Below are 24453 nucleotides of genomic sequence, written 5' to 3'. Positions count from 1 at the left end.
CTTTTGCATCGTTTTATTTATCACTATCAATAATGAACTATATACAGACGGAAATAGACGGAGTATGGCTGATAGAGCCTAAAGTTTTCTCCGATGAACGGGGCTATTTTATGGAAGCCTATAAGAAAGAAGAGTTTGATGCCAATATTGGTCCCGTAGATTTTATACAGGACAACGAGTCGAAATCATCTTTTGGTGTATTGCGTGGATTGCACTATCAGAAAGGAGAATACAGTCAGGCGAAACTGGTTCGTGTTCTTAAAGGAAAAGTGCTGGACGTTGCCGTTGATTTGCGTAAATCATCGCCTACGTTTGGAAAGCACGTCTGCGTGTTGCTTAGTGAGGAAAACAAGAGACAATTTTTCATTCCCCGTGGTTTTGCTCATGGCTTTGCAGTCTTGAGCGAAGAAGCCGTTTTTACGTATAAGGTAGATAACAAGTATGCTCCGCAGGCAGAAGCTTCTATTTTGTATAATGATGAAACGTTGGGGATCGACTGGCCGTTGGCAGATTCGCAAATGGTATTATCGGCGAAAGACAGAGAGGGAACTGCCTTTAAAGATGCCGCTTATTTTGAATGAATTTCTAAACAAACAATAGATTAAGTATGAAAATTGCAATCGTGGGAACAGGGTATGTGGGGCTGGTATCAGGTACATGCTTTGCCGAAATTGGCGTGAATGTAACGTGCGTAGACACGAATAAGGAGAAAATCGAATCTTTGCAAAAGGGGAATATGCCGATTTATGAGAATGGATTGGAAGAGATGGTGCTCCGTAATATGAAAGCAAAGCGATTGAAGTTTACTACCTCATTGGAAAGTTGTCTGGATGAAGTGGAAGTTATATTCAGTGCGGTTGGAACTCCTCCGGATGAAGATGGCAGCGCTGATTTGAAATACGTATTGGAGGTGGCCCGTACCATTGGTCGCAATATGAAACAGTATAAATTGGTAGTTACCAAAAGTACCGTTCCGGTAGGCACTGCCAGTAAGGTTCGTGCGGTTATTCAGGAAGAACTGGATAAGAGAGGCGTGACGGTTGATTTTGATGTGGCTTCTAATCCGGAATTCCTTAAAGAAGGAAATGCTATCAGTGACTTTATGAGCCCGGACCGCGTGGTAGTGGGAGTGGAGTCGGCACGTGCGGAGAAATTGATGTCCAAACTATATAAACCATTCTTATTGAATAATTTCCGTGTGATTTTCATGGATATTCCGTCTGCGGAAATGACTAAATATGCGGCAAATTCGATGCTGGCAACCCGTATAAGCTTTATGAATGATATTGCAAACTTGTGCGAGATTGTTGGTGCGGATGTGAATATGGTGCGTAGTGGGATCGGTTCGGATACTCGTATCGGACGTAAGTTTCTGTACCCGGGTATCGGATATGGTGGTTCCTGCTTCCCCAAAGATGTGAAGGCATTGATTAAAACAGCAGAACAGAATGGTTATACCATGCGGGTACTTACGGCTGTGGAAGAAGTGAATGAGAACCAAAAAAGTGTCTTGTTCGAAAAGTTAATGAAACAGTTTAATGGTGATTTGCAGGGTAAGACTGTTGCTTTGTGGGGATTGGCATTTAAACCGGAAACGGATGATATGCGTGAGGCTCCGGCATTAGTCCTGATCGATAAATTGCTGAAAGCAGGTTGTAAAGTACGCGCATACGATCCGGCTGCCGTGCAAGAATGTAAGCGCAGGATTGGTGATACTATCTATTATGCTTGCGATATGTATGATGCCGTACTGGATGCTGATGTGTTGATGCTGGTTACCGAATGGAAAGAATTCCGTCTGCCTTCATGGGCCGTTATCAAGAAAACGATGTCCCGGCAGATTGTGTTGGACGGACGTAATATATATGATAAAAAAGAGATGGAAGAACTCGGATTTATTTATCACTGTATTGGTAAATAAAAAAATAAGAGTATCTTTATATAAAAACTAAAATAGATGATGAAAAATGTGGCTGTATCGTTAATGGCAATCTTTTTCGCGGCATGTAGCGGCAATAAGAGTCCCCATTCTCTTCAACAAGAGAAAGAGGATCTTAGTGCAAAAGGGCTACTGCAGGGAATTTGGCTGGACGATGAAACGGAGAGCCCGTTGATGCGTGTAGAAGGAGATACTATCTACTATGCAGATGTACAAAGTACTCCCATTGCATTTAAAATAATACGGGATACTCTTTATACTTATGGAAATGATACTACTTATTACAAGATTGATAAGCAGGCAGAACATATATTCTGGTTTCATTCCATAACGGATGATGTGATTAAGTTGCATAAATCCGAAGATGCCAATGATTCAATCTATTTTGTCCGTCAGGAATTAGTAATTCCGGCATATACGGAAGTAACCAAACGCGATAGTGTAGTGAGCTATAATGGCACTCGTTATCGCGCATACGTATATATTAATCCTTCTAAAATGAGAGTCATCAAGACGACTTATTCCGAAGACGGGATTAGCATGGATAATGTATACTATGATAATGTGATGCACATTTGTGTGTATGAAGGTAAAAAGAGCCTGTTTGCCAGCGATGTTACCAAACAGATGTTTGACAAAGTACTTCCTGTCGATTTTCTGGAGCAATCCATCCTGTCAGATACAAAGTTTATGAAAGTAGACCGGAACGGTTTTCATTATCAAGCTGTCCTGGCCATTCCGGAAACTTCCATATATAGCATTGTAAATATGGAAGTAAGTTTTAAAGGAGATTTGACTATCACTTCATCCAAATAAAAAAGCACCATACATTCAGATCGTATAGTGCCGGATTAAAAAAGCCTTGCTTTAATTTTGTCTGGGGGGAGACGGACGGTTATTTCTCTTTCCTCCGTTATTATTATTCCTTTTTCCCCGGAAATCTTTTCTTTTGTAGTTGCCACCCTTGCCCTTGCTAAAAGAACGTGGCTTGTATTCCGGAGCTTCTCCCAATTCTTCGGGAATAGGAATTTTATAAATCTCTTTTTCCAGGAAGTTCTCAATACTTTTGAAGTTACTTTGTTCTTTCTCGCTGATGAACGTAAGTGCTACACCATCATTGTTGGCACGTGCTGTACGTCCGATACGGTGTACATAGTCTTCGCTGTCGTGAGGCACGTCGAAGTTGATAACCAGGCGGATATCATCGATATCTATACCACGTGCAACGATGTCCGTAGCTACCAATATATTGATTCGTCCGGCTTTAAACTCATGCATAACAGTTTCCCGTTGAGCCTGTTCCAGATCCGAATGCATTTCCCCTACGTTCAGTTTCATGGATTTCAAAGCCTTGGCTACTTCCTTGACCTTGATTTTAGAAGATGCAAAGACAATCACACGTTCCGGAACTTCATCCATAAAAAGACTGCGTATGATTCCCAGCTTTTGATTTTCGTAGCAAACGTATGCTGCCTGAATAATCTTTTCTGCAGGTTTGGAAACTGCGAGCTTTATCTCTGACGGATTATTTAAGATTGTGTTTGCCAATTGCTGAATCTTTGCAGGCATTGTTGCAGAAAACATGATTGTCTGTCGTTCCTTCGGCAGATATTTCGCAATTTGCATGATATCTTCATAGAATCCCATGTCGAGCATCCGGTCCGCTTCATCCAGAATAAAATAAGAAACCTTGGAAAGATCTACATATCCAAGGCTTAAATGGGCGATCAGACGTCCGGGAGTAGCAATAACAACATCAGCTCCTAAAGTGAGTCCTTTTTTCTGTTGTTCGAACAATATTCCATCATTTCCACCGTATACGGCAACACTCGATACCGGCATGAAATAGGAAAACCCTTCCATTTGCTGGTCGATCTGTTGGGCCAATTCCCGGGTAGGAGACATGATGACACAATTAATCGCATCTTCCGGATGTTTACCTTCAGATAATTTATTCAATACAGGCAGTAGAAACGCGGCCGTTTTACCTGTTCCTGTCTGTGCTACTGCGATCAAATCTTTACCCTCAAGTATGATTGGAATTGCCTGCTCCTGTATAGGCGTACATTCGTCAAATCGCATGGCATCAAGCGCCTCAAGCACATTTGCATTTAATTGTAGTTCGGAAAACTTCATTCTTTTATTTAATTTGTCAGCAAAGATAATCTATTTTTTGGTCTAATTACATATTCAAGTAAGAATCTTTGAATCCGAGGAAATAGAGCACTCCATCCAGCCCGATGGTGTTGATCGATTGCTTGGCATTTGCCACCACTTTAGGCTTTGCGTGGAAAGCAATTCCCAGTCCGGCAACCCCTAGCATAGGGAGGTCGTTAGCTCCGTCTCCTACGGCGATGGTCTGTGCAATATCCACCTTTTCCACTTGTGCAATGAGGCGGAGCAGTTCGGCTTTCCGTTTTCCGTCTACTACATCTCCCAGGTAACGTCCGGTCAGTTTGCCGTCGATGATTTCCAGTTCGTTGGCATAGACGTAATCTATACCGTATTTCTTTTGCAGGTATTGGCCGAAATAAGTGAATCCTCCCGAAAGGATGGCGATTTTGTAACCGTACTTCTTCAATACATACATCAGCCGTTCTACGCCCTCCGTGATAGGCAGGCTCTCGGCTATTTCCTGCATGACCGATTCGTCCAGCCCTTTCAATAGTGCTACACGGCGGGTAAAGCTCTCTGTAAAGTCTATTTCTCCACGCATGGCGCTTTCTGTGATGGCCTTTACTTCGTCGCCTACACCGGCACGGATAGCCAGTTCGTCAATCACCTCTGTTTCGATTAATGTAGAGTCCATATCAAAACAGATCAGACGGCGCATACGACGGTACATATTATCCTGTTGGAAAGAAAAATCCATTTCCAGTTCGCTGGCCAACTTCATCAGCTTCTCCTGCATCGCAATGCGATCTTTCGGAGTACCTCTCACTGAAAATTCGATGCAAGCCCTGGTACGTGTATCTGCCTGACATTCATCCAACGGGATACGACCTGTCAGACGTTTGATAGCATCAATATTCATGCCCTGCTCGGCTAATATGCTTGTAGCGGCAGAAATCTGTCGGGCGGAAAGCTTGCGTCCCAGAACCGTCAGGATATAACGGTTTTTCCCTTGCATACCTACCCAGTTTTCATATTGCTCGGTGGTGATAGGTTCAAACCGGATGGTTACTCCCAGAGAAGAAGCCTTGAACAACAGTTCCTTCATAATGAATCCGGAATGTCTTTCTTCACTCTTGAACAGGATACCCAGCGATAATGTATTATGAATATCTGCCTGGCCGATATCAAGAATCGTGGCATCATATTTGGCAAGGATTTCGGTCACGGAAGCAGTCAGTCCCGGGCGATCTTCGCCGGTAACTCGAATCAGAATCAATTCAGTATTTGATGGTTGCATAAAAAAATAGACTTTAACTCTGCAAAAGTAGAGAAAAAAGTTCGTTTTTATGCTAAATAACATAAAAAGTTATACCCAAAAAGTGATATTTTTGCTTATTTGCTTGGAAGTTAATTTAATATTTACTTACCTTTGCACCCGGTTTCAAAAATAAAGGCTCTGATAATCAGCGGATTCCTCTTCGCCTGATGCCTGAAAAGACAATGTTTCGGGAAGAAACCACTGTTTAAGGACAGTCCCGGATAGTATTAACTAAAACCGAATTACATGAAGCATGTAAAATGGATTTTTGTTGTATTACTGATTTGTTCCTTGACCGCTTTCGTTGAGAAAGACAAACCTACCGGAGGTTTGAGTGAGGGTGACGTAGCCCCTGATTTTAAAATCGAATCTACGTCAAACGGGCAACCCGCCTTTAAATTGGGAAATTTGAAAGGTAAATATGTGTTGCTAAGTTTTTGGGCAAGTTATGACGCGCAGTCCCGGATGCAAAATGTAAGTTTGAGCAATGCGCTTCGTTCTTCTCATAATGTGGAAATGGTTTCTATTTCATTTGACGAATATCAGTCAATATTTAAGGAAACCGTTCGTAAGGATCAAATAGTTACGCCCACTTGTTTCGTGGAAACAGAAGGCGAGGATTCCGGTTTATTTAAGAAGTACCGTTTAAACCGGGGATTTACTAACTATTTATTGGATGGAAATGGTGTAATTATAGCCAAAAACATCTCTGCTGCAGATCTTTCTGCTTATGTAAAAGAAGTCGGTTAACGATTTTAAGAATGTAAGGAGAAAGAGGGATTTTCCAAATCACCGTCAGGTGAAAACAATGGAGAATAGACAAAAGAGGAAATGGATACAACAAAAAAGTTCCGCCTACTCTTGCTAATGCAAGTGTAGGCGGAACTTCTACTTTTATACTCTTCGTTTATCCGGTGCATCCAAAACCTTGGGGCAATCTATGGATAGAATCCGTGAAGACTGCAGAAGGCTTGCCTACCTTTTATTTAGGTGCCTTCTGGTACAAGAAGAATGCGATACCCGCATAAAGGATATTAGGAATCCAGACTGCAACGGCAGGTGGCACATTTCCGTTCACGGCAAAGGTGGAAGTAATCGTCTGGAACAGGATATAAGAGAAACTTAATCCTAATCCGATACCCAGATGAAGCCCCATACCGCCTTTCGTTTTTCGGGACGAAAGCGATACACCGATGATGGTAAGGATGAAAGAGGCGAACGACATAGCGATTCGTTTGTGATATTCAATCTCAAACTCCTTGATGTTGGCAAATCCTCTTCGTTTCTGTTTGACGATATAATCGCTTAATTCGGGACTGGTCAGCATTTCCTGCTGGTTTTTCATGATAAGAAAGTCGGAAGGTTCCATGTTGATGATAGAGTCTATCCGGTCTCCCTTAGTGATCTTTTCCTTTAAACCATCCAGTTCGCGTACCATATAATCGTGGATCGTCCATTTATGAACGGTGGTGGTATCGTAGGTAATCCGTCGTGCAGTCAAATGTGAAACCAGCTTTTTATCCACAAATTTGTCCAATGAAAAGCGGTTACCGGTTTTCATTGCGTTGTTATAGTTGTCGATATATGCAATCACTCCGCTATCCACTTCCAGCTGCACATTGCTTACCGAGTTTTGTTTCTTTGGTTTGATATACCGGTCTTCAAAATTCAGACGCGTAACACTTCCTTTCGGAATCACATACGAACTTAGTGTGAAAGTGACGAGGGCGATGATAGCGGCAGAAATCATGTAAGGGCGCATCATCCTCTTAAAGCTCATACCGGTGGAGAACATCGCAATAATTTCGGAGTTTTCTGCCAGTTTGGAGGTAAAGAAAATAACAGCAATGAATACGAACAACGGACTGAACAGATTGGAGAAATAGGGGATAAAGTTCATGTAGTATTCAAAGATTATTTTATCCCATGGAGCTTCATGCTCCATTAGTTTGTCCATCTTTTCGTTGAAGTCAAATACCACTGCAATAGAAATGATTAGTGCAATAGCAAATACGTATGTCCCCAAGAACTTCTTGATGATATACCAGTCCAGCCGTTTTATAAATCGATTGCTTTTCATTTCTTATAATCTAGTTGATACTCTTTTGACCATCATCGGCTTCCAAGTCGAGAAATCTCCAGCGATAATGTGCTTTCTTGCTTCCCCTGCCAGCCACAGATAGAATGCCAGATTATGTATGGAGGCAATTTGCATAGCCAGTAGCTCTTGCGCATGGAAAAGATGGCGCAAATAAGCCTTGCTGTATAATGTATCCACGCAAGAGGCTCCGTCGGCTTCGATAGGAGAGAAGTCCGTTTCCCATTTCTTGTTCCGCATATTGATAATGCCATCTTTGGTGAACAACATGCCATTTCGTCCGTTTCTTGTAGGCATAACGCAGTCGAACATATCCACGCCGCGTTCTATTCCTTCAAGAATGTTGACAGGAGTTCCGACACCCATAAGGTAACGGGGTTTGTCTTTGGGGAGTATTTCATTGACAATCTCGATCATTTCGTACATCTTGTCTACCGGTTCGCCTACCGCCAAACCACCGATGGCATTCCCGTCAGCACCTTTGGACGCTACAAACTCTGCAGATTGCTTGCGCAGGTCGGGATAAACACATCCCTGCACGATGGGGAAGAGAGACTGATTATAACCGTATTTAGGTTCTGTCTCGTTAAAACGTTGTATACAACGGTCGAGCCATCTGTGGGTTAATCCTAATGACTTTTTGGCATACTCGTAATCCGAGTCGCCCGGAGGACATTCGTCAAAAGCCATCATAATATCCGCACCGATGGTACGTTCTATGTCCATCACCTTCTCCGGAGTGAAGATGTGCTTGCTTCCGTCGATATGCGAACGAAATTCGGCTCCTTCTTCACGCAGCTTTCTGATTCCGGCTAATGAAAATACCTGAAAACCACCGCTGTCAGTCAGCATGGGGCGGTCGAAACCGTTGAAACGGTGCAGCCCGCCTGCTTTCTCGATCACATCCAGTCCCGGACGCAAATAGAGGTGATAGGTATTACCCAGAATAATCTGTGCCTGGATATCTTCTTTCAATTCGGTCAGATGTACTCCCTTCACAGTGCCCAGTGTGCCCACCGGCATGAAGATAGGTGTTTGTATCTGCCCGTGGTCTGTTGTTATCAGACCGGTACGGGCATTACTTTTAGTGTCTGTATATTGTAACTCAAATGTCATTCCTGGCTGGGTTTCTTAACAGATAAATCAATAGGATCCGCTACTTTCTCGTTAGTCAATGCAATAGCGAATACCTCTTTTATATCGTTTACATAGTGGAAAGTCAGTCCTTTCAAATAAATATATTGAATTTCATCTATGTTCTTTTTGTTCTCGGCACTCATGATGATTTCCTTGATTCCGGCACGTTTGGCTGCCAATATCTTCTCCTTGATGCCACCCACAGGAAGCACTTTGCCGCGAAGAGTGATTTCTCCCGTCATGGCAATGTTGGCTTTCACTTTTCTTTGAGTCAGGGCAGAAGCCAGTGAAGTGGCCATCGTGATACCTGCTGACGGACCATCTTTCGGAATAGCCCCTTCAGGAACGTGGATATGGATATTCCAGTTGTCAAAAATCTCTTCATCCAGACTAAGAACAGAAGCGTGCGCCTTGATATATTCAAGTGCCAGCATGGCAGATTCTTTCATCACATCTCCCAGGTTACCTGTCAGTGTGAGACGTCCGCCCTTGCCACGGCTCAAACTGGTTTCTACAAATAAGATTTCGCCCCCGACAGCTGTCCATGCCAATCCGGTGACTACACCTGCGTAATCATTTCCCTGATACTTGTCGCGTGTATATTCCGGTGCTCCAAGGAAATCATACAAATCTGTCGGTTTGATTTCCGCCTTGGCAAAATAACCGTCCGTAGCATATTGGCGGGCCGATTTGCGAAGAATCTTACCGATCTTCTTTTCCAGCTCACGAACACCGCTTTCACGGGTATATGACTCGATTATGGCTTCCAGTGTATCTTTGGGAAGTTTAATATCTGTCTTTTTGAGTCCGTTGGCTTCCAGCTCTTTGGGCAGCAGATGCTTGCGGGCAATCTCTACTTTTTCTTCTGTGATGTATCCGCTTACTTCAATCAATTCCATACGGTCGAGCAATGGACCGGGGATTGTATTCAGGTTATTGGCTGTTGCAATAAACAATACCTTGGAGAGATCATAGTCTACATCCAGGAAGTTATCATGGAAAGATGTGTTCTGTTCCGGGTCGAGCACTTCCAGCAATGCAGAAGAAGGGTCTCCCTGACGGTCGGCGCTGACTTTGTCTATTTCATCCAGGATGAAGACAGGATTGGACGCACCGGCTTTTATTAAGCTCTTGATAATTCGTCCGGGCATAGCACCGATATAAGTCTTACGGTGACCGCGAATCTCTGCTTCGTCATGCACACCACCTAAAGACATACGTACATATTTCCGTTTGAGCGCAGATGCGATGGATTTTCCAAGAGATGTTTTACCTACTCCCGGAGGGCCATACAAGCAGATAATCGGTGATTTCATATCACCTTTCAGCTTTAATACGGCTAAGTGTTCCAAAATACGCTCTTTTACTTTCTCCAGTCCGTAATGGTCTTTGTTCAACGTCTTTTCTGCGTTTTTAAGGTTCAGATTGTCAGTTGTATAAGTACCCCATGGGAGATTGAGCATCGTTTGCAGATAGTTGAGCTGTACGCTGTAATCCGGAGATTGCGGATGAGTGCGTTCCAGTTTGGCAAGTTCTTTCATGAACGTGTCTCTGACTTCTAAATTCCAGCGCATTCTTTCTGCCTTCTGGCGCATTTCCTCTATTTCCTGCTCCTGACCGCCACCACCCAGTTCATCCTGGATGGTTTTGATCTGCTGTTGCAGGAAGTATTCGCGTTGCTGCTGGTCGATATCTTCGCGGGCACGCATTTGGATGGATGCCTTGATTTCTGCCAGTTGCACTTCGCGGTTCAGAATTTCCAGTAAGTGATAAGTGCGTTCACGCAATGAGTTGATGCTCAACAAGTCCATCTTCTCATCTTTCTTGAACGGCAGGTTTGAGCAGATGAAATTGACCAGGAACATTGAGTTGTTGATATTTTTAATAGCAAACGACGAATCCTGATGCATCACATCTGATGATTTGATGTATCTCATTGTCAAGTCCTTGCAAGTTTCCACCAGGGCTTGAAACTCTTTATCATCTTTGCCGGGGACATCTTCCTCCAAAAGTTCTATTTCACCTTTCAGGTACGGATGAGTTTCGATGATGCTAGTCAGACTTAAACGTTTCATTCCCTGAAGAATGACTGTTGTTGTCTGATCCGGCATTTCCAATATCCGCACAATTCGTCCTATGGTACCGATATTGTGTAAATCTTCCAGTTTCGGATCTTCTGTATGTGCCGATCTCTGGCATACTACTGCAATATCTTTATGTTTCTTGTCAGCATCTCGTACGAGTTTCAGAGAAGACTTACGGCCTACCGTGATCGGCAGGAATACTCCAGGAAACAATACCATATTACGTAAGGGGAGTACCGGAAGAATTTCACCAGATTTCACATTTACATCAAATGCTTGTTCATCGTTCCCATCATAGTCTGTGATTAGCGAGAAGTTGTTATCGCCTCCATCTTCCAATAAATATCTTTCTTTCATTTTTTCGTTTTAATTTAGTTTATGTCATATTGATATGCATAAATCGTTTGCAAAGTTAATTGATTCTCTCTAATAATAAAGCACTGCGCAGAATAAAAACACAAAAACAATGCCAAAATATCGGCTTGTAAAGGGAGTATTCCATAATTATTATTTATTTTTGGCGATTTGCAATAAAATAATAGTATAAAACGGCTTTAAGATAAACGGATAAAATGTCGAATCCTTATTTTCAATTTAAGCAATTTACGGTATGGCATGATAAATGTGCCATGAAAGTCGGTACGGATGGGGTGCTTCTGGGAGCTTGGACTTCCGTTGAAAGTGCGCACCGGATTTTGGATATTGGGACGGGAACAGGGTTGGTAGCTTTAATGTTGGCGCAACGCAGTTTGCCGGATACAAATATTGTAGCGTTGGAAATAGATGAAGCGGCTGTCGGGCAAGCCAGGGAAAATGTTATTCGTTCGCCCTGGAAGGAGCGGGTAGAGGTGGTGCAGGCTGATTTTAGGAAATACAGGTCTTCGGATAAATTCGACGTAATTGTTTCTAATCCTCCTTATTTTATCGATTCGCTGGAGTGTCCGGATCGGCAGAGGGCTGCTGCCCGACACAATGATTCATTGACTTATGACGATTTGTTGGAAGGAGTAAGCGGATTATTGACAGAAAACGGATTTTTTACAGTGGTGATTCCGGCAGATGTAGCTGAACGGGTAAAAAAGATAGCTTCTATAAAGAAATTATATGCAGTCCGTCAACTGAATGTAATCACTAAACCCGGCGGTATTCCGAAACGTGTTTTGATTACTTTTTCTTTTTCCAATCAAGAGTGCATTGTAGAAGAACTATTGACAGAACTGGCTCGTCATCAATATAGTGAGGAATATATGACGCTAACCCGGGATTATTATTTGAACATGTAAAAGGGTGACGCTATCCGGTAAAGATAGTGACGGTATATGCTTGCGATAGTGACGGTATCGCTGTCATATACCGTCACTATTTCAAAGCTAGTTCAAAAACGCTATTTTGAGATCTTCGTTCTATTCCTTTCTAACTCATAATTCAAAAGAGTAATTTCTAGCTTTTGAACACTATTTTCTAGCAGTACTTTCTGAAGTTGCTCTTGAAGTGAAATTATTATTTTGTCTTTTGATAGTCTTAAATTCAATAAGCTGCTACAATAACTATACTACTCTTTTAAATTATTTGTTTTGTATATGCTTTATTTTAAATTCTTTCAGTGACTTTTCTATCTTTTGATAAAGGTCTGTCGTTTTTGTTGAGTATGTAGATAAAGAACCCCTAGGCTCATCTGCGAATCTGAATAATTCATCTGCATCTGCATATATTGATACTAACTCATTATAAGCATCTTTACAACTTGAAGGATAATCATTTAGTTGTGGCATTATAGCCTCGATTGAATCTTTCTTTTGTTTTAGTCTCTTATAGGTATCTGTTGTGATAATAAACTCTTGATGCTTCGCTAAGGCTTCATTGAAATCAGTGCAATATTCTCCATTGTATTCATGATCGTAAATTACTTTTCTCCAAGTATCACAATAATGAAGAGCTATTGCTTCACTTAAATCAGCTTCTTTCTCAATCATAGAAGCGGTATTAGAGAGTTTTGCTATATACTCCTTTTCTGAATTACATGAAACCAAAACTATGGCTAGTATCGCACTCAAATAAAAAAACTTTTTCATCATATCGTTATTTTTGTTACACAATCAATTTATTAGAATCCTGTTTGTAATACTGTATTAGAGTATTACAAGATTGATATTTTATATTCAAAAAAACATTTATTTTATTACTTGAAGAATATCCAATGATACGCTTATTTGATTCTTCTGGAATTCTAAAAATTCAGAAAGGGACTTTGTGAATGCGAATATAGTGAAATGAAAATAACAACGAGCATCAGCAGAGTTTTCTTCATGTGTTTAAGTATTTTGTTTGTTATCGTTTTCTCTATAAACAATGTTTGTATTTCCGCTATAAAGTTAACGCAAAACATTGATAACGCCAAAATAAAAGGGTAGTAAAGTTAACAAAATAGATTTTTACTCTAAATTAAATAAGAAAATGAGGATAATGCTAGAAACCTGTTCAAAGATAGTTCAAAGAATTGCCCTTTTTATTTGCCCCCAAACGGGGATAATTACACTTATCCTATATATAATAAAAAAGCCAATACTAATTGTACTGGCTTTATTTTGTGAATCTTGACTTGATTTTCTTCGTCGGGGTAGCGGGAAAGTCACTCCATATGTTCTATACCCTTCCTATGCTGATATTTTTAGTCTATAATTGTCAATCGGTTGATAATCGTCTATTAATGTCTATATTTTATTATTGAAGGTGCATTCTAAAGATTTCATATTCAATAATAGTCAGATTCAATGTATACTCTAGTCTATTTTTTAAATTAGAAATTACATTCTCTATATCATCTAATGGAGCTAAATTATATATGAATATCTCATTTTCTTTATCAATAGTTTGTCTCGCCACAAGACAAGTAGGTATTATTTCATAAATTTTCGTTTCTATATCCTCATATTGGGATTTTATAGATTTATCAAATATAAGTTTTATATCTACTATTCTCTTTGGGATAGATAGGTCTGTTTTTAATACGGGGATTCTTTTCTCAATATTATCAAGTTTGTTAATAATATATAGTAATGAATTCTTTTCCTCTTTATCTTCGAGGCGTTCTATATTTTTTATAATAGATTTTTCTTTCGCAACTCTATAAATAGGATTATCAATCTCTGTATCATTCAAAGTAGCTTTAATCTTTTTTTCCAGTTCAGACTTTAATTCTATTGCTCCAAACATGTCATCACAGTAAAATATAGTACGTTCTGTAGTTATGTCAAAAGGTAATTCCGTAGATTTTTCTGCTAAACATAAAATAGGAAGTCCCACAGCGTGTCTTATAGCAAGTTCATACATAACATTAGGGTTAAGTCCTGTTAAATTTGCTATTACTAATTTAGAGTCAAGTATTAATTTAATTACTTGATTAGTAATTGAACCACTCTTGTCTATTTCGTGTGCAGGAATTGCCTTGAAATTTAATTTCTCACATACGGGTCTTATTACATTATTTATCAGGCCATCTGTTTTTCTACGTATTATACTAGTGTCATCTCCAATGGGGGTGATGATAAAACAAGTTTCAGTTTCTTGAACTTTTTTAATTTCTTCTTTTAATGCTTTGACAATCATCGTTTTTCTTATTTATTCATTAGAATTTGAATTGTTCTTTCTTTTTCAGCCAAAAGCTCTTTTAAATGAGCTATTTCTTTTTGATATTCACTTAGGGTTATATCACCAGAAACATTGTTACCGTTGCCTTTTACTTGATGTCCGATGTTTAAATTGGATATATCTATTTCTCTATTGAAGAAAAAGTCAATAGGCATCTTGAAAAAATCTGCAATTTTTTCAATAGTTGTACATTTGGGATCATTAATACCTTTGATAATATTATCTAACGTAGACTTTGTAATACCAGCATAGGTGTATAAATCGACCTTTTTTACTCGCCTTTCATCTATTAATTCGTTTATTATATGTCCTTTAAGCATAAATTTCTTGTTTAGAAAAAGTATAAATAATAATACCATTATAAAATAATGGACGATTTGTTATACCTTGTGGTTTTAAAATAATACCTTTGCGTTATAAATTTAATAATAAAAATGATAACAACTATGAGAAAGGGAGAAAAACAGCCCAAAATGGTATTTAAAAACCATTATGATCTCTTATCACGAGAGAAGAAGATAGAGCTACGAGATGAATTTCTTCGCCAAAGTGGTGTATCTCTACCATCTTTTTACAATAAAATGTCAGGAAATTCATTTAAACCTCTTGAGGTAAATTTACTTAGACGTCTTTTAAACGAATCTATTAATGATAAGGTATGAAACAGTTTGTTAATATAGAATTTTATAATACTCCTGAAGGGGATGTTATGTTGAAAGAAGAAGGTAAAGCCGCTCGTCTTTTTGAAGAAACTGATTATGAGATAGTAGCTTGGTTGCTTGCCATCATTCGCGACAGATATCCTAATGCTCATGCGGCCTTGATGGAATTATATTCAAAAAGTAATAGAAACAAATCATTTTATGAGTATAAGGTAGCGCATCGGTTTGCTCGTTGTAATTTCGGAGAATATGACCAAAACAAATATGATATTGATTACTTGGGCAGACTTCAATTTGAAGAGGTTAAATGTCCATTAAGAGGAGAATGCATCTTTGAAGGTGTTATCTGTAAACCTAAGCTTTCTACTAAACTTTCTGAAAGAGAAATAGAAGTCTTTCGATTAATAGCTAACCATCTGACAGCAGAAGATATAGCTTCTGAATTATCAATATCTATTTTGACTGTTAACCGACATCGTGAAAATATCAAAGCTAAAATCGGAGCAAGGAACGTAGGAGAGATGATTTCTTACTGGCATGCTAATAATCTACAATAATTTAGCATTTTCCGGGTTCGATTCCCGGCTTCGAACGACGATTTACTAACTAATAAACTTATTATTATGGATGCAAAGAACAAACCTTTTGTAACTCTTCAGAACCGGAATAACGAAGATGTATTTTGGATTCCGAAGCCTACCTCTAATAATGTATTGAATTGCGTAGCTGCTTTTGATGTAATGAGGTATCTTCCTTTTATTGATGCACTAAATAATCTCTCTTATGTAGAGGTGAAAAATGTATCATCAATAGATGAATCTATGAGTACAGTAACTATCAAGCTAATTGAAGAGAATAGTTTAACTCAGATTATTGAGGATATTCCACAGTTTTTATTCCAATTTGTAGAGCAGGCTATGCCAACAAATAACATTCATCAGGGGAAAGGAGAATAAAGATGGATGTGATTAGATTCTCAGATGGTTGGAACGGAAAATTAAAATGTAAATGCTTCACGACTTTTCGTCTTGCTACTGCCAAGTATCAGATTAACAAAACGTATCGTATTGAGTTGAAAGGACAATACATTGGAACTGCAACGATTAAAGGCATGCGTATAATGAAGCTTTATCGGGTGAATGAATTTATAAGTTTCCTTGATACGGGGTATGAACCGGGAGCATTCGTAAATATGATGAAGCGAATGTACATGAATAAAGTGCCTGATGTAATGCAAGCTGATTTTTACTATATCCTATTAAAATGGGAAGGAGAACAAAAATTGGATTTTGATGGAAAAGAAAAGACAGAGGAAGTTAAACAATCTCCGGTATCGGCTTAGGAAAAACGGATACCAAATCAATGATGAAGTAAAAGTCGTTGTTTTACCAGGAATGGAAGAAGAGCGAAGCCTTCTACGAGAACGAGAAATAAAGAAGTTCGGATACGATTTACAAGAAAGATTATTTAAATAAATCAAGCAACTTAGAAATGAGCATAAAGAATAGTTACTTAACCGTTACAGATCAATTCTGTGGTGCCGGCGGATCATCGCAAGGCGCACGCAAGTTATCCCGAAAAATGGGTGGCGGCTTAGAAGTAAAGTTGGCAATGAATCATTGGAAGCTGGCCGTAGAAACCCACAATACTAACTTTCCGGAAGCTGACCATGATTGTGCCGATATACAAGCTGTTGACCCACGACGTTATCAAAGTACCGATATATTAATAACTTCTCCTGAATGTACAAATCATTCTCTTGCAAAAGGTGTGAAAAGGAAGTATCAGCAAACTAATACATTATTTGGTGATCTAACAATTGACCCGGCAGCGGAACGATCACGGGCAACAATGTGGGATGTTCCTCGTTTTGCAGAATATCATAAATATAACCTTATCATAGTTGAGAATGTAGTTGAAGCACGGCAATGGGTAATGTGGGATGCTTGGTTGCACGCAATGCACAATTTAGGGTATGAGCATAAATGTGTTTATCTAAATTCAATGCATGCATTGCCTACTCCTCAAAGCAGAGATAGAATGTATGTTATATTTTGGAGGAAAGGAAACATGGCTCCGGATTTGAATTTCTGCCCTAAAGCTTATTGTAAATCTTGTGGGAAAGAAGTTGAATCTATACAGAGCTGGAAGAATTCCAAAAAGAAGTTTGGGAAATACCGACAACAATATATCTATCGTTGTCCACGCTGTACAAATGAAGTTGAACCATATTATTATTCGGCATTCAATGTTATTGACTGGTCGAAGCCCGGAGAGAGAATTGGAGATAGAAAGAAGCCACTAGCTGACAACACAATGAAGCGTATCGAATGGGGATTAAATAAATGTTCTGATTCAAGTTTTGTTATTTATACAGATAATTCCAGCGTACTAAACCGTGCATCTGGCATATCTGATCCCATCTACACCCAGACCACCAGACAAGTTGCAGCACTAGTCACCAAAGGTTCATACGGTGGTGATATAGTGCCGATAACATCACCTGAGTATACAATGACTACGCAACATAATTATGGTGTTGTCGGAGTGCCTATGTTGATTGATGAACATAATAAAAATGGTAAGTGCCGACCGTTAAATGAACACGTTTCGACGGTACTTTCCGGAGATAACCATCACGGTTTCGTCGGTATCCCAATGATAATAAAGAACTACGGCGGTAATTTCAATCCGAAGAATGCACCAATACCCATCGATCAAGTTCTTGGAACAATGACTACTGTGGATTCTCATGCACTTTTAAGAGTTCCGTTTATCGTTGAAAATCGAGGCCAATCGAATGCCAGGGATATCAACCAGGCATTAAGTACCCAAACATCCATGATTACGCACGGAATAGCATCCACCGAAGCTGTGAATGCATTTCTTTCTTATTATTATGGAAATAATCAAGCATCCGGAATATTCGATCCAGTTGGAACTATTCCAACAAAAGACCGCGTAGCACTTGTTTTGTCTACTCCTAAAAACATTGATATAAACGAGTGTACTTATAGAATGCTATTTCCTCACGAAGTTCAGGCAGCTATGGCTTTCGAATCGGATTATGTCATATGTGGAACTGGAAAAGATAAGGTCAAACAGCTCGGAAATGCAGTAACGCCACCAGTAATGGAGTTGTTACTTGAAAGAGGCATTGAGACTTTTTATTAATTCAAATCAGAAAGGAGTAAAAATGGCAAGAACAATTTATGAAAACATTGGTGTTGAATTCGTTTTGGAAGAAATAGACGAATATGAAGCAAAAATCAAGGTTAATGACAAAACTCTGATTTATATATCCAGAGAACAAGAGGCTGAATTTGAGGAAGAACTTAAAAAGTTATTCGACAAATATAGAATTTAACAAGAATAAACTTGAACCTAATGCTGTATAGGCAAACGTAATGGAATATGTGTGACTGTTTTGATAAAGTAGAAGCGAATTTGAAAGAAAAGACCGATGACCCGGAAGCATCTTTAAATTATATGTACGCCATGCCGTCTTTTGAAAAGAAGCCAGTAATAGAAGCAACTTACCGGAAAAAGAAAAAGGATGGTACATTTAATAAAACGGAGAGTACTATATCTATTGCTTATCCTTTTTGCCCGTTTTGCGGAAAGAAATTATCAGAAGAAAAATAATTCAAATCAGAATAGATATGAGTAAGATAGATGTTTCACCCCTGAACACTGCATTTGAAAATCTGAAAGATGGCGCAATCCTGTTATTTCAGAAAAATTCTGATGGAACATTCTCGCCTATTTCTTTGGAGAGGTCACACGGAAGATTGATACAAGAAATACTGGCTGAATGTAGTAAAGAAAGTCCTCTTTATGTTCTCAAAGAGGTTAAGGTAAAGCAATTAACGTAAAACCAAATAAATATGAATGAGAAAGAAGATTTTTTCTTTATGGTATATGTAGAGGGTGAACATACCCCGGCGTATAAACACAGCGATTTGACAAGTGCAGAGACAGAGGCTAAACGATTAGCTGAATCTTCGAATAGAAAGGCTTATGTTCTTTGCTCTATCAAGTCTTTTGAAGTAAACAAGTTTACGGTTAGAGATTGTCGTCCGGCGCTGGGTGATGACCTTCCGTTTTAATTAGAAAAGTGAAAGTTACATTTGAAATAATTGATTAATAAAGGGATAGATATGGAACAAAGAATTTTTCTTTTAGCAATTAAAAAGAGCAAGAAACGTGTAGGAACAACCTATTGTATAGGTGTACATCGATTAGGAACCTCAAATATGGAGTTTATATTAGGAGAAACTGACAATGACCGTGAATATGTAAGAGGTGATGAAGTTTCATATGTATATAATGCAGATTATACCGAAAACTTGCAAAATGCTTTGGATTGGCTGAATAATACTAAATAATAATGTTGGAACAATATGTAATAGAAGGGGTGCTGAATGCAATCAAAGAAAGAAATGCAGAAATCGAAATTATAACCTCTGCTTTGTGGAATGCCTATAAAGGGATGACGCCTATTAAAGCTCTAAACGAAGCCATTAAGGAATATAATGAAATTCAGAAAGATATTGAAGAAAATGGCTAAAACTGAATGAACTTGCAAGTTCTTTATAAACCTTCAAGTATTTGTGTAAAAAATGCTCCGTCAGGAGTCAATTATGAATAACTAACTTTAATATGCCAGCTTTAAGGAGAGCTGTTGGGTATCAGCCCCAGTTTGGGTTTGTTCATTGGGACCGGGTGAAATCCCCGGTCTTTTTTAGAATGACTTAAATAGCTGAAGATATGCAGAAAGTTTGGAATATATTATGGAAACAGTTTGAATGTGCCACTAATGAGTTTAATGCTTATATTGATGGCGGTATTCCTGCTATTGCACAACAAAAAATAGCAAAGTTTATCAAAGAATGGGATAAACTGAAGGAGCAGGCAATGAAGTTTGACGAATTAATGCAGAATCCCATAGAGCCGATTGAAATCAAACTACCATTCGAAGAAGAAGAGTTTCTGCAGACTTGGCAATATTGGAAAGAATACCGTCTTGAAACGTTTGGTAAGACCTATAAAAGCAGAGAAGAACAGAAGGTTTTGGACTATCTTGATGAAATAAGTGAAGGAAGCCCGGATATAGCAATTAGATATTTGAACTTCGCTATGGCTGGTAGTTATCCTAAGTTTTTTAAAGTGACTGATAATAGCTATACTAACCCACCTAAAGAAATAACCCATGACAGCGACTTTTAGTGACTTCATTAATACCTGCAAACAAAAGCAGCAAGAACTGGATCGGGAGCTATGGGCTTTTCATTATTCTCATATTTCTGACATCGAGTTTTGGACGCTATTGAAAGCAAAGGCAGAAGCTATAATGATGCAAAGAGGTATTAAGTCAACATTCATTGTTGACCAGTACAATAAGGACATAATTCGTCAGTTATATTATTATCTGACCGGAGATGTGGGGAATTGCAAGTGGAATGTACATAAAGGCATATATTTGATGGGAAAAGTCGGATGCGGCAAATCCTTATTGATGTACTCCTATTTGTCTGTACAGGATTATCTCACTCGTAAGATAACTGAAACTATTCATGCAAAGCAACTGATAGAATTACTTCAATCTGAAGGTGGAATTACTGGCCTAAGAGAAAGACCTTTGTTTATTGATGAGTTGGGACGTGAAAATTTGGAGATGAAAGACTATGGAAATGTAGTCAAGCCGGTTATAGACCTGTTTGCTATCAGGTATGAATATGGCGGTAGGACTTATGCTACTTCGAACTTTACTCTTGATACACTTGAAGCTGCAAGAGATGTAAAAGGAAAGGTTACTGCGCAAAGGTATGGTAATTTCATCCGAACGAGAATGGACGAAATGTTTAATGTGGTGGAACTCCCAGGAGAAAACCGCCGATTAAGATGGGGAAATAATGGCTAAGAGAGAATTGGCAAAAACTTCTTCGGCTGCCAAAGCTGCTGGAAAAGTACAAGCGGTAAAGGAGTGGTTGGATATGAACTATGAAATTAAGATTAATATATTCGACCACTCAAAATCGTATATTGAGAGTAAGGAACGTGAATACACTACATCAATCACAGAAAATGATATCTATATGCATATGATTGATGATGGTTTGGCCTGTAGCAAGTCGTTATTAAAGGCTATATTGACTTCTCCTAATCAGATGACAGCATATAATCCGGTTACAGAGTATTTTGATGGTTTACAAAACAAATGGAACGGTGTCAGCCAAATAGATTTGTATTGCAGCTTTCTCCGGGCACACGACTTTAAAGATAAAGATGATACGGAATTTTATCAAAACCGGATGAAATACCTAATAAAAAAGTGGTTGGTAGCTGTAGTTGCACAAGTATATGGTAAGAGGCAGAATGATGTAGCAATTGGATTTGTTAATGCTCAAGGCGGAATAGGCAAGACGACACTGATTGAATTTCTGGTACCACGATGTTTGGAAGAGTATTACGTTGTTTCGGATAAAGACGAACGTATATTCAGAATGACAGAGTGCTTTGTTTCCCGGTTTATTATCAACTTTGATGAGTTTGTTGGAATAACTAAGTCAACAGAGAACAGTTTTAAAAATAATATGAGCCGGCTCATGGTGGATATCAAGTTGCCAGGAGAAAGTTTCACCACAAAGATGCAACGTATTGCTTCCTGTGCTTTCACGAGTAATAAGACACAGGAGATGGGAGGGTTTCTATTTAACTCGGATTCCGGTCTTCTCCGTAGAATAGCTGCTATTGAAATTGACGAGATCGGGGATTACAGAGAAGCCGTGGATGTCGATCAACTTTGGGCGGAAGCTATGACCTTGTATAATGGAACTTTTGATTATACCTTTAATCGAAAAGATTATGATGATTTCCAAGAATATAACGCAAAGTATGTGATTGAATCCACCGCATATAAATTGGTGAAGGAATGGTACCGGAAGCCGGAAGAAGATGAAGAGTCTTTGTTCCGCATGCCGATGGATATCGTTCGGGAACTGAAAGCTGCACGAAAGATAACTAGCTCAATGACCCGCATTGACGATATTACTATCGGGCAAGCATTGCGCCAGTTAGGATATGAACGTATAGGTAAGAAATTGCCGGGAATGGGTACGCGTTATGGATATAAGGTAGTACAACTCTATTAATCAGATATTTGTATATATGTATATTAGATCATAAGGTCTAATATATAAAAAACTATTTAAGAGAAAAATAATTGAAAATGTGGTTACAACCTTACAACCTTTATAATATATGCGTTTTAATATGTTGATAATCAGATGTGAAAAGGTTGTAAGTGTGTAGTTTGATATTCACTTACAACCTACTTACAACCACTTACAACCATATAAGTGGTTACAACCGGTAGGCTATATGTAATGTGCTTATATACAATGCTTTGATTGTTAGTTGTAGGTTGTAAGCTAGTATGGGAAATTATTTAAAAAAACAAGTAATATGGAAAAAACAAGTGTAACAATAGAACTGGCACCTTATTTACATGATTACTTATATCATGAGTTTGGGTGTAGAAAAGAAGGTGGGGTAATGGTGGCAACCACTAATGATCTCGGAAAAATGATTCAATCAATGGTGACAATAAAAGACCGCCCGCCACGTCTTCCTTTGAAAGAGAATCCAATTACATTATATTTGCCAACACAGGAATGGAATCATTTCATTTTAAATGAAAACTTTCTGTATATTCCAGAATGGAAACAAAGGATGTTGCAGGATTACATTGAAGCATCTTTCCGTCTTCGTATTCGCGAATATTTCGTTGCGGGGTATGAGAAGGGATTCAAGCAGGATAAGATTATAAAAGCGTTTTTAATGGCATATAACATTAAAAATAACGCTATAAACTATGATGCGGTAAAGAAGTATGACTATCGAAATCGGAAAAAGATGATAAAAGAGGTAAATAAGGAAATACAACTGTCTCTTTTTTAGGTGATTGTGCTTTTTTTACGATTAATCTATAAGTAAAAAGGTGTTTTTTATCTTTTTTATACTTATACTTTTAAGCAAATTATTCATTATTAGATATATAAGCTATGAATTTAGATGATAAAAGAGCACAAATCAGCGCAATGTTCTATCTTTCAATAGACGATGCGGATATTGATGATTGTTTGGGTGTTAGTTCCATCTCCGTTTCCGGCAATTGGATAGATTTTAATATATCCAAATGTGAACTGAAAGAAACGAGGTCTGCATCGGGAGAATTGATACAACAAGAATTAAGCGCTACTTGTACAGATTCAAGTGAAGCGCATGAAGCACTTATTAGGGAACAATGTAGTGGATATGGGCTACTTCGTATTGATTACTCTAATGGTGAGAGGAAAGTGGTTGGAACAGATAAAAACCCGGTACAGCTCTCTATTGAGAGAAGCGGTTCCCCTGTAGCCATCACTCTATCATTAAAACGTTCTAGTGCCGAGTTTTCAAAGTTCCTAAAGTCCTTTTAATAGGTGCTAAGTCATTGTAATTTTGTATCAAACAAATAAAGTATAAAATTACATGGCTTTTTCTTCTTTATATAGTGCTGTTCTGAGAGGTAAATGGTTTATCTCGTTCCGGGATGTGGAAGCTAACCAAATCCTGGTTAATCTTCTTTTGGAAAGAGGAGTCGAGAATGAGGATATAACCAAGCTGTCGGATAAATCCCCTATAGTTGTGTGTGCAATGTCTGAAACAGAGATGAAAACAGGACATGATTTTTCAGATGCACCACAGGACAGTGTGGCTATCATAGGGCTTCAAGGTTCTATGTTGAAATATGGTTCATACTGTAGCTATGGAACTACTGAAGTGGCAGAGATGGTAAATCAGGCAGCGGATTCTCCCAAAATTTCTGGTATTTTGCTTGACATAGATTCCGGTGGCGGTAGCGTTGATGCTATCGCTCCGCTTGTTGATGCGATTCAATATGCACAGAAGAAAAAGAAATGCGTGGTTGCATATTGCGATCTGTGTGCATCTGCAGCCTATTATGTGGCCTGTTACTGCGACGAAATTATTGCATCTAATACAATCTCTTCTGAATTTGGCTCTATCGGTGTGATGATGAGCTTTCCTGACTATGCCAAATATTATGAGAACGTTGGAGTTAAGGTGCATACCATCTATAGTAATTTATCATCTTATAAAAATGGCCCGTTTGAAGCGGCGAAGGAGGGAAAATATGATGCAATCAAAACAGAAGAACTTGACCCACTTGCAAGAGGGTTCCAAGAGGCAGTTAAAAATAAAAGAGGTAGTAAACTTAACCTCGAAACAGAAGGGATCATTGCCGGGCGTATGTTCTATGCGAACGATGCCAAAGAAAATGGCTTGATTGATTCAGTCGGTACTAGGGATTTTGCCCTGGGAAGAGTGAGAGAGTTGCGCAGAGATGCGTATGTAAATGAATATATTAATTCAAAAAGTGCATAATT

General features: G+C 38.9%; 30 protein-coding genes. 22 read left to right on the top strand and 8 right to left on the bottom strand.

The features are described 5' to 3' along the window. Nucleotides 1-32 precede the first annotated feature (32 nt). From rfbC to HMPREF9010_RS18325, 3 genes are read left to right on the top strand one after another with little or no spacing between them, the layout of a single operon-like run. Complete coding sequence (rfbC, locus tag HMPREF9010_RS18315) at nt 33-581, top strand: dTDP-4-dehydrorhamnose 3,5-epimerase (protein WP_004315343.1); 549 nt, start codon at nt 33-35, stop codon at nt 579-581. A gap of 26 nt (nt 582-607) precedes the next feature. Next, nucleotides 608-1921, top strand: coding sequence for a UDP-glucose dehydrogenase family protein (locus HMPREF9010_RS18320; protein ID WP_008647671.1), 1314 nt, complete (start codon nt 608-610; stop codon nt 1919-1921). 36 nt (nt 1922-1957) lie between these two features. Continuing rightward, on the top strand, nt 1958-2755 hold the full coding sequence (locus HMPREF9010_RS18325; RefSeq protein ID WP_008647664.1) for a DUF4738 domain-containing protein: 798 nt from the start codon (nt 1958-1960) through the stop codon (nt 2753-2755). 51 nt (nt 2756-2806) lie between these two features. Here HMPREF9010_RS18325 and HMPREF9010_RS18330 read toward each other — a convergent pair whose 3' ends face one another. Continuing rightward, entirely contained in the window at nt 2807-4075 is a 1269-nt protein-coding gene (locus HMPREF9010_RS18330; RefSeq protein WP_004295906.1) for a DEAD/DEAH box helicase, read from the bottom strand. A 46-nt stretch (nt 4076-4121) separates the two neighbouring features. Then, on the bottom strand, nt 4122-5351 hold the full coding sequence (gene serB, locus HMPREF9010_RS18335) for a phosphoserine phosphatase SerB (RefSeq protein ID WP_004311666.1): 1230 nt from the start codon (nt 5349-5351) through the stop codon (nt 4122-4124). Between the two features lie 267 nt (nt 5352-5618). On the opposite strand from serB, the gene HMPREF9010_RS18340 reads away from it, so the two are divergent. Beyond that, on the top strand, nt 5619-6122 hold the full coding sequence (locus HMPREF9010_RS18340; protein ID WP_004295908.1) for a thioredoxin-like domain-containing protein: 504 nt from the start codon (nt 5619-5621) through the stop codon (nt 6120-6122). 232 nt (nt 6123-6354) lie between these two features. On the opposite strand, the gene HMPREF9010_RS18345 is transcribed toward HMPREF9010_RS18340, so the two are convergent. From HMPREF9010_RS18345 to lon, 3 genes are read right to left on the bottom strand one after another with little or no spacing between them, the layout of a single operon-like run. Beyond that, nucleotides 6355-7452 carry an LptF/LptG family permease gene (locus tag HMPREF9010_RS18345; RefSeq protein ID WP_004311664.1) on the bottom strand — a complete coding sequence of 366 codons (1098 nt, stop codon included), beginning with the start codon at nt 7450-7452 and terminating at the stop codon, nt 6355-6357. 3 nt (nt 7453-7455) lie between these two features. Then, complete coding sequence (tgt, locus tag HMPREF9010_RS18350) at nt 7456-8586, bottom strand: tRNA guanosine(34) transglycosylase Tgt (RefSeq protein ID WP_008647663.1); 1131 nt, start codon at nt 8584-8586, stop codon at nt 7456-7458. Next, nucleotides 8583-11048, bottom strand: a complete 2466-nt coding sequence (gene lon, locus HMPREF9010_RS18355) for an endopeptidase La (protein WP_008647662.1) — start codon at nt 11046-11048, stop codon at nt 8583-8585. The genes tgt and lon overlap by 4 nt, the downstream gene beginning before the upstream one ends. 215 nt (nt 11049-11263) lie before the next feature. On the opposite strand from lon, the gene HMPREF9010_RS18360 reads away from it, so the two are divergent. After that, on the top strand, nt 11264-11974 hold the full coding sequence (locus HMPREF9010_RS18360; protein WP_008647660.1) for a tRNA1(Val) (adenine(37)-N6)-methyltransferase: 711 nt from the start codon (nt 11264-11266) through the stop codon (nt 11972-11974). Between the two features lie 282 nt (nt 11975-12256). Here the strand turns inward: HMPREF9010_RS18360 and HMPREF9010_RS18365 are convergent, their stop codons facing one another. The 3 genes from HMPREF9010_RS18365 to HMPREF9010_RS26070 all read right to left on the bottom strand — a co-directional run bounded on the left by HMPREF9010_RS18365 (nt 12257) and on the right by HMPREF9010_RS26070 (nt 14659). Further along, nucleotides 12257-12766, bottom strand: a complete 510-nt coding sequence (locus HMPREF9010_RS18365; protein ID WP_004311658.1) for a hypothetical protein — start codon at nt 12764-12766, stop codon at nt 12257-12259. 646 nt (nt 12767-13412) lie between these two features. Beyond that, the gene (locus HMPREF9010_RS24960; RefSeq protein ID WP_008647659.1) at nt 13413-14297 is read right to left on the bottom strand and encodes a hypothetical protein; all 885 of its coding nucleotides are present in this window, start codon (nt 14295-14297) and stop codon (nt 13413-13415) included. Between the two features lie 8 nt (nt 14298-14305). Next, nucleotides 14306-14659, bottom strand: coding sequence for a helix-turn-helix domain-containing protein (locus HMPREF9010_RS26070; protein WP_032852607.1), 354 nt, complete (start codon nt 14657-14659; stop codon nt 14306-14308). Between the two features lie 126 nt (nt 14660-14785). Here HMPREF9010_RS26070 and HMPREF9010_RS0124115 point away from each other — a divergent pair, with 126 nt between their 5' ends. The 17 genes from HMPREF9010_RS0124115 (at nt 14786) to HMPREF9010_RS18450 (ending at nt 24451) form a co-directional block, all read left to right on the top strand. Further along, nucleotides 14786-15001 carry a hypothetical protein gene (locus HMPREF9010_RS0124115; protein ID WP_032852479.1) on the top strand — a complete coding sequence of 72 codons (216 nt, stop codon included), beginning with the start codon at nt 14786-14788 and terminating at the stop codon, nt 14999-15001. Then, nucleotides 14998-15558, top strand: coding sequence for a response regulator transcription factor (locus tag HMPREF9010_RS18375; RefSeq protein ID WP_008647657.1), 561 nt, complete (start codon nt 14998-15000; stop codon nt 15556-15558). Before HMPREF9010_RS0124115 ends, HMPREF9010_RS18375 begins: the two co-directional genes overlap by 4 nt. A 66-nt stretch (nt 15559-15624) precedes the next feature. Next, entirely contained in the window at nt 15625-15957 is a 333-nt protein-coding gene (locus HMPREF9010_RS18380; RefSeq protein ID WP_008647656.1) for a hypothetical protein, read from the top strand. Between the two features lie 2 nt (nt 15958-15959). Further along, nucleotides 15960-16343, top strand: coding sequence for a hypothetical protein (locus HMPREF9010_RS18385; protein ID WP_008647655.1), 384 nt, complete (start codon nt 15960-15962; stop codon nt 16341-16343). 149 nt (nt 16344-16492) lie between these two features. Next, nucleotides 16493-18175, top strand: coding sequence for a DNA cytosine methyltransferase (locus HMPREF9010_RS18390; protein ID WP_229107699.1), 1683 nt, complete (start codon nt 16493-16495; stop codon nt 18173-18175). A gap of 22 nt (nt 18176-18197) precedes the next feature. Then, nucleotides 18198-18368, top strand: coding sequence for a hypothetical protein (locus tag HMPREF9010_RS18395; protein ID WP_008647653.1), 171 nt, complete (start codon nt 18198-18200; stop codon nt 18366-18368). A gap of 47 nt (nt 18369-18415) precedes the next feature. Next, on the top strand, nt 18416-18646 hold the full coding sequence (locus tag HMPREF9010_RS18400) for a hypothetical protein (protein ID WP_008647652.1): 231 nt from the start codon (nt 18416-18418) through the stop codon (nt 18644-18646). Nucleotides 18647-18663: 17 nt separating this feature from the next. Continuing rightward, complete coding sequence (locus HMPREF9010_RS18405; protein WP_008647651.1) at nt 18664-18876, top strand: hypothetical protein; 213 nt, start codon at nt 18664-18666, stop codon at nt 18874-18876. Between the two features lie 12 nt (nt 18877-18888). Continuing rightward, entirely contained in the window at nt 18889-19110 is a 222-nt protein-coding gene (locus tag HMPREF9010_RS18410; RefSeq protein WP_008647650.1) for a hypothetical protein, read from the top strand. 51 nt (nt 19111-19161) lie between these two features. Further along, nucleotides 19162-19389 (top strand): hypothetical protein, encoded by a 228-nt coding sequence (locus HMPREF9010_RS18415; protein ID WP_229107698.1) that lies wholly within the window; start codon nt 19162-19164, stop codon nt 19387-19389. 2 nt (nt 19390-19391) lie between these two features. Beyond that, nucleotides 19392-19571: a hypothetical protein gene (locus HMPREF9010_RS18420; RefSeq protein WP_008647647.1), complete on the top strand. Its 180-nt coding sequence runs from the start codon at nt 19392-19394 to the stop codon at nt 19569-19571. 200 nt (nt 19572-19771) lie between these two features. After that, nucleotides 19772-20230 carry a hypothetical protein gene (locus HMPREF9010_RS18425; RefSeq protein WP_008647646.1) on the top strand — a complete coding sequence of 153 codons (459 nt, stop codon included), beginning with the start codon at nt 19772-19774 and terminating at the stop codon, nt 20228-20230. Beyond that, a complete protein-coding gene (locus HMPREF9010_RS18430; protein ID WP_008647645.1) occupies nt 20214-20924 on the top strand; it encodes a hypothetical protein in 711 nt (236 codons plus the stop codon). Before HMPREF9010_RS18425 ends, HMPREF9010_RS18430 begins: the two co-directional genes overlap by 17 nt. Further along, the gene (locus tag HMPREF9010_RS18435; protein WP_008647642.1) at nt 20917-22155 is read left to right on the top strand and encodes a VapE domain-containing protein; all 1239 of its coding nucleotides are present in this window, start codon (nt 20917-20919) and stop codon (nt 22153-22155) included. Before HMPREF9010_RS18430 ends, HMPREF9010_RS18435 begins: the two co-directional genes overlap by 8 nt. A 313-nt stretch (nt 22156-22468) precedes the next feature. Then, nucleotides 22469-22963 carry a hypothetical protein gene (locus HMPREF9010_RS18440; protein ID WP_008647641.1) on the top strand — a complete coding sequence of 165 codons (495 nt, stop codon included), beginning with the start codon at nt 22469-22471 and terminating at the stop codon, nt 22961-22963. Nucleotides 22964-23067: 104 nt separating this feature from the next. Beyond that, the gene (locus HMPREF9010_RS18445) at nt 23068-23484 is read left to right on the top strand and encodes a hypothetical protein (RefSeq protein ID WP_008647637.1); all 417 of its coding nucleotides are present in this window, start codon (nt 23068-23070) and stop codon (nt 23482-23484) included. A gap of 52 nt (nt 23485-23536) precedes the next feature. Continuing rightward, nucleotides 23537-24451 carry a S49 family peptidase gene (locus tag HMPREF9010_RS18450; protein ID WP_008647633.1) on the top strand — a complete coding sequence of 305 codons (915 nt, stop codon included), beginning with the start codon at nt 23537-23539 and terminating at the stop codon, nt 24449-24451. The last annotated feature ends 2 nt before the right edge of the window (nt 24452-24453 follow it).

This window comes from Bacteroides sp. 3_1_23 (assembly GCF_000162555.1).
GTDB lineage: Bacteria > Bacteroidota > Bacteroidia > Bacteroidales > Bacteroidaceae > Bacteroides > Bacteroides ovatus.
Note: the sequence above shows the minus strand (reverse complement) of the source record. Positions and strands in the feature narration are given on the sequence as shown.

What these genes read in the sequence shown, in the direction of transcription:
- rfbC (WP_004315343.1), top strand. Translation starts at nt 33, where the DNA reads ATGAACTATATACAGACGGAAATAGACGGAGTATGGCTGATAGAGCCT.
- HMPREF9010_RS18320 (WP_008647671.1), top strand. Translation starts at nt 608, where the DNA reads ATGAAAATTGCAATCGTGGGAACAGGGTATGTGGGGCTGGTATCAGGT.
- HMPREF9010_RS18325 (WP_008647664.1), top strand. Translation starts at nt 1,958, where the DNA reads ATGATGAAAAATGTGGCTGTATCGTTAATGGCAATCTTTTTCGCGGCA.
- HMPREF9010_RS18330 (WP_004295906.1), bottom strand. Translation starts at nt 4,075, where the DNA reads ATGAAGTTTTCCGAACTACAATTAAATGCAAATGTGCTTGAGGCGCTT.
- serB (WP_004311666.1), bottom strand. Translation starts at nt 5,351, where the DNA reads ATGCAACCATCAAATACTGAATTGATTCTGATTCGAGTTACCGGCGAA.
- HMPREF9010_RS18340 (WP_004295908.1), top strand. Translation starts at nt 5,619, where the DNA reads ATGAAGCATGTAAAATGGATTTTTGTTGTATTACTGATTTGTTCCTTG.
- HMPREF9010_RS18345 (WP_004311664.1), bottom strand. Translation starts at nt 7,452, where the DNA reads ATGAAAAGCAATCGATTTATAAAACGGCTGGACTGGTATATCATCAAG.
- tgt (WP_008647663.1), bottom strand. Translation starts at nt 8,586, where the DNA reads ATGACATTTGAGTTACAATATACAGACACTAAAAGTAATGCCCGTACC.
- lon (WP_008647662.1), bottom strand. Translation starts at nt 11,048, where the DNA reads ATGAAAGAAAGATATTTATTGGAAGATGGAGGCGATAACAACTTCTCG.
- HMPREF9010_RS18360 (WP_008647660.1), top strand. Translation starts at nt 11,264, where the DNA reads ATGTCGAATCCTTATTTTCAATTTAAGCAATTTACGGTATGGCATGAT.
- HMPREF9010_RS18365 (WP_004311658.1), bottom strand. Translation starts at nt 12,766, where the DNA reads ATGATGAAAAAGTTTTTTTATTTGAGTGCGATACTAGCCATAGTTTTG.
- HMPREF9010_RS24960 (WP_008647659.1), bottom strand. Translation starts at nt 14,297, where the DNA reads ATGATTGTCAAAGCATTAAAAGAAGAAATTAAAAAAGTTCAAGAAACT.
- HMPREF9010_RS26070 (WP_032852607.1), bottom strand. Translation starts at nt 14,659, where the DNA reads ATGCTTAAAGGACATATAATAAACGAATTAATAGATGAAAGGCGAGTA.
- HMPREF9010_RS0124115 (WP_032852479.1), top strand. Translation starts at nt 14,786, where the DNA reads ATGAGAAAGGGAGAAAAACAGCCCAAAATGGTATTTAAAAACCATTAT.
- HMPREF9010_RS18375 (WP_008647657.1), top strand. Translation starts at nt 14,998, where the DNA reads ATGAAACAGTTTGTTAATATAGAATTTTATAATACTCCTGAAGGGGAT.
- HMPREF9010_RS18380 (WP_008647656.1), top strand. Translation starts at nt 15,625, where the DNA reads ATGGATGCAAAGAACAAACCTTTTGTAACTCTTCAGAACCGGAATAAC.
- HMPREF9010_RS18385 (WP_008647655.1), top strand. Translation starts at nt 15,960, where the DNA reads ATGGATGTGATTAGATTCTCAGATGGTTGGAACGGAAAATTAAAATGT.
- HMPREF9010_RS18390 (WP_229107699.1), top strand. Translation starts at nt 16,493, where the DNA reads ATGAGCATAAAGAATAGTTACTTAACCGTTACAGATCAATTCTGTGGT.
- HMPREF9010_RS18395 (WP_008647653.1), top strand. Translation starts at nt 18,198, where the DNA reads ATGGCAAGAACAATTTATGAAAACATTGGTGTTGAATTCGTTTTGGAA.
- HMPREF9010_RS18400 (WP_008647652.1), top strand. Translation starts at nt 18,416, where the DNA reads ATGTGTGACTGTTTTGATAAAGTAGAAGCGAATTTGAAAGAAAAGACC.
- HMPREF9010_RS18405 (WP_008647651.1), top strand. Translation starts at nt 18,664, where the DNA reads ATGAGTAAGATAGATGTTTCACCCCTGAACACTGCATTTGAAAATCTG.
- HMPREF9010_RS18410 (WP_008647650.1), top strand. Translation starts at nt 18,889, where the DNA reads ATGAATGAGAAAGAAGATTTTTTCTTTATGGTATATGTAGAGGGTGAA.
- HMPREF9010_RS18415 (WP_229107698.1), top strand. Translation starts at nt 19,162, where the DNA reads ATGGAACAAAGAATTTTTCTTTTAGCAATTAAAAAGAGCAAGAAACGT.
- HMPREF9010_RS18420 (WP_008647647.1), top strand. Translation starts at nt 19,392, where the DNA reads ATGTTGGAACAATATGTAATAGAAGGGGTGCTGAATGCAATCAAAGAA.
- HMPREF9010_RS18425 (WP_008647646.1), top strand. Translation starts at nt 19,772, where the DNA reads ATGCAGAAAGTTTGGAATATATTATGGAAACAGTTTGAATGTGCCACT.
- HMPREF9010_RS18430 (WP_008647645.1), top strand. Translation starts at nt 20,214, where the DNA reads ATGACAGCGACTTTTAGTGACTTCATTAATACCTGCAAACAAAAGCAG.
- HMPREF9010_RS18435 (WP_008647642.1), top strand. Translation starts at nt 20,917, where the DNA reads ATGGCTAAGAGAGAATTGGCAAAAACTTCTTCGGCTGCCAAAGCTGCT.
- HMPREF9010_RS18440 (WP_008647641.1), top strand. Translation starts at nt 22,469, where the DNA reads ATGGAAAAAACAAGTGTAACAATAGAACTGGCACCTTATTTACATGAT.
- HMPREF9010_RS18445 (WP_008647637.1), top strand. Translation starts at nt 23,068, where the DNA reads ATGAATTTAGATGATAAAAGAGCACAAATCAGCGCAATGTTCTATCTT.
- HMPREF9010_RS18450 (WP_008647633.1), top strand. Translation starts at nt 23,537, where the DNA reads ATGGCTTTTTCTTCTTTATATAGTGCTGTTCTGAGAGGTAAATGGTTT.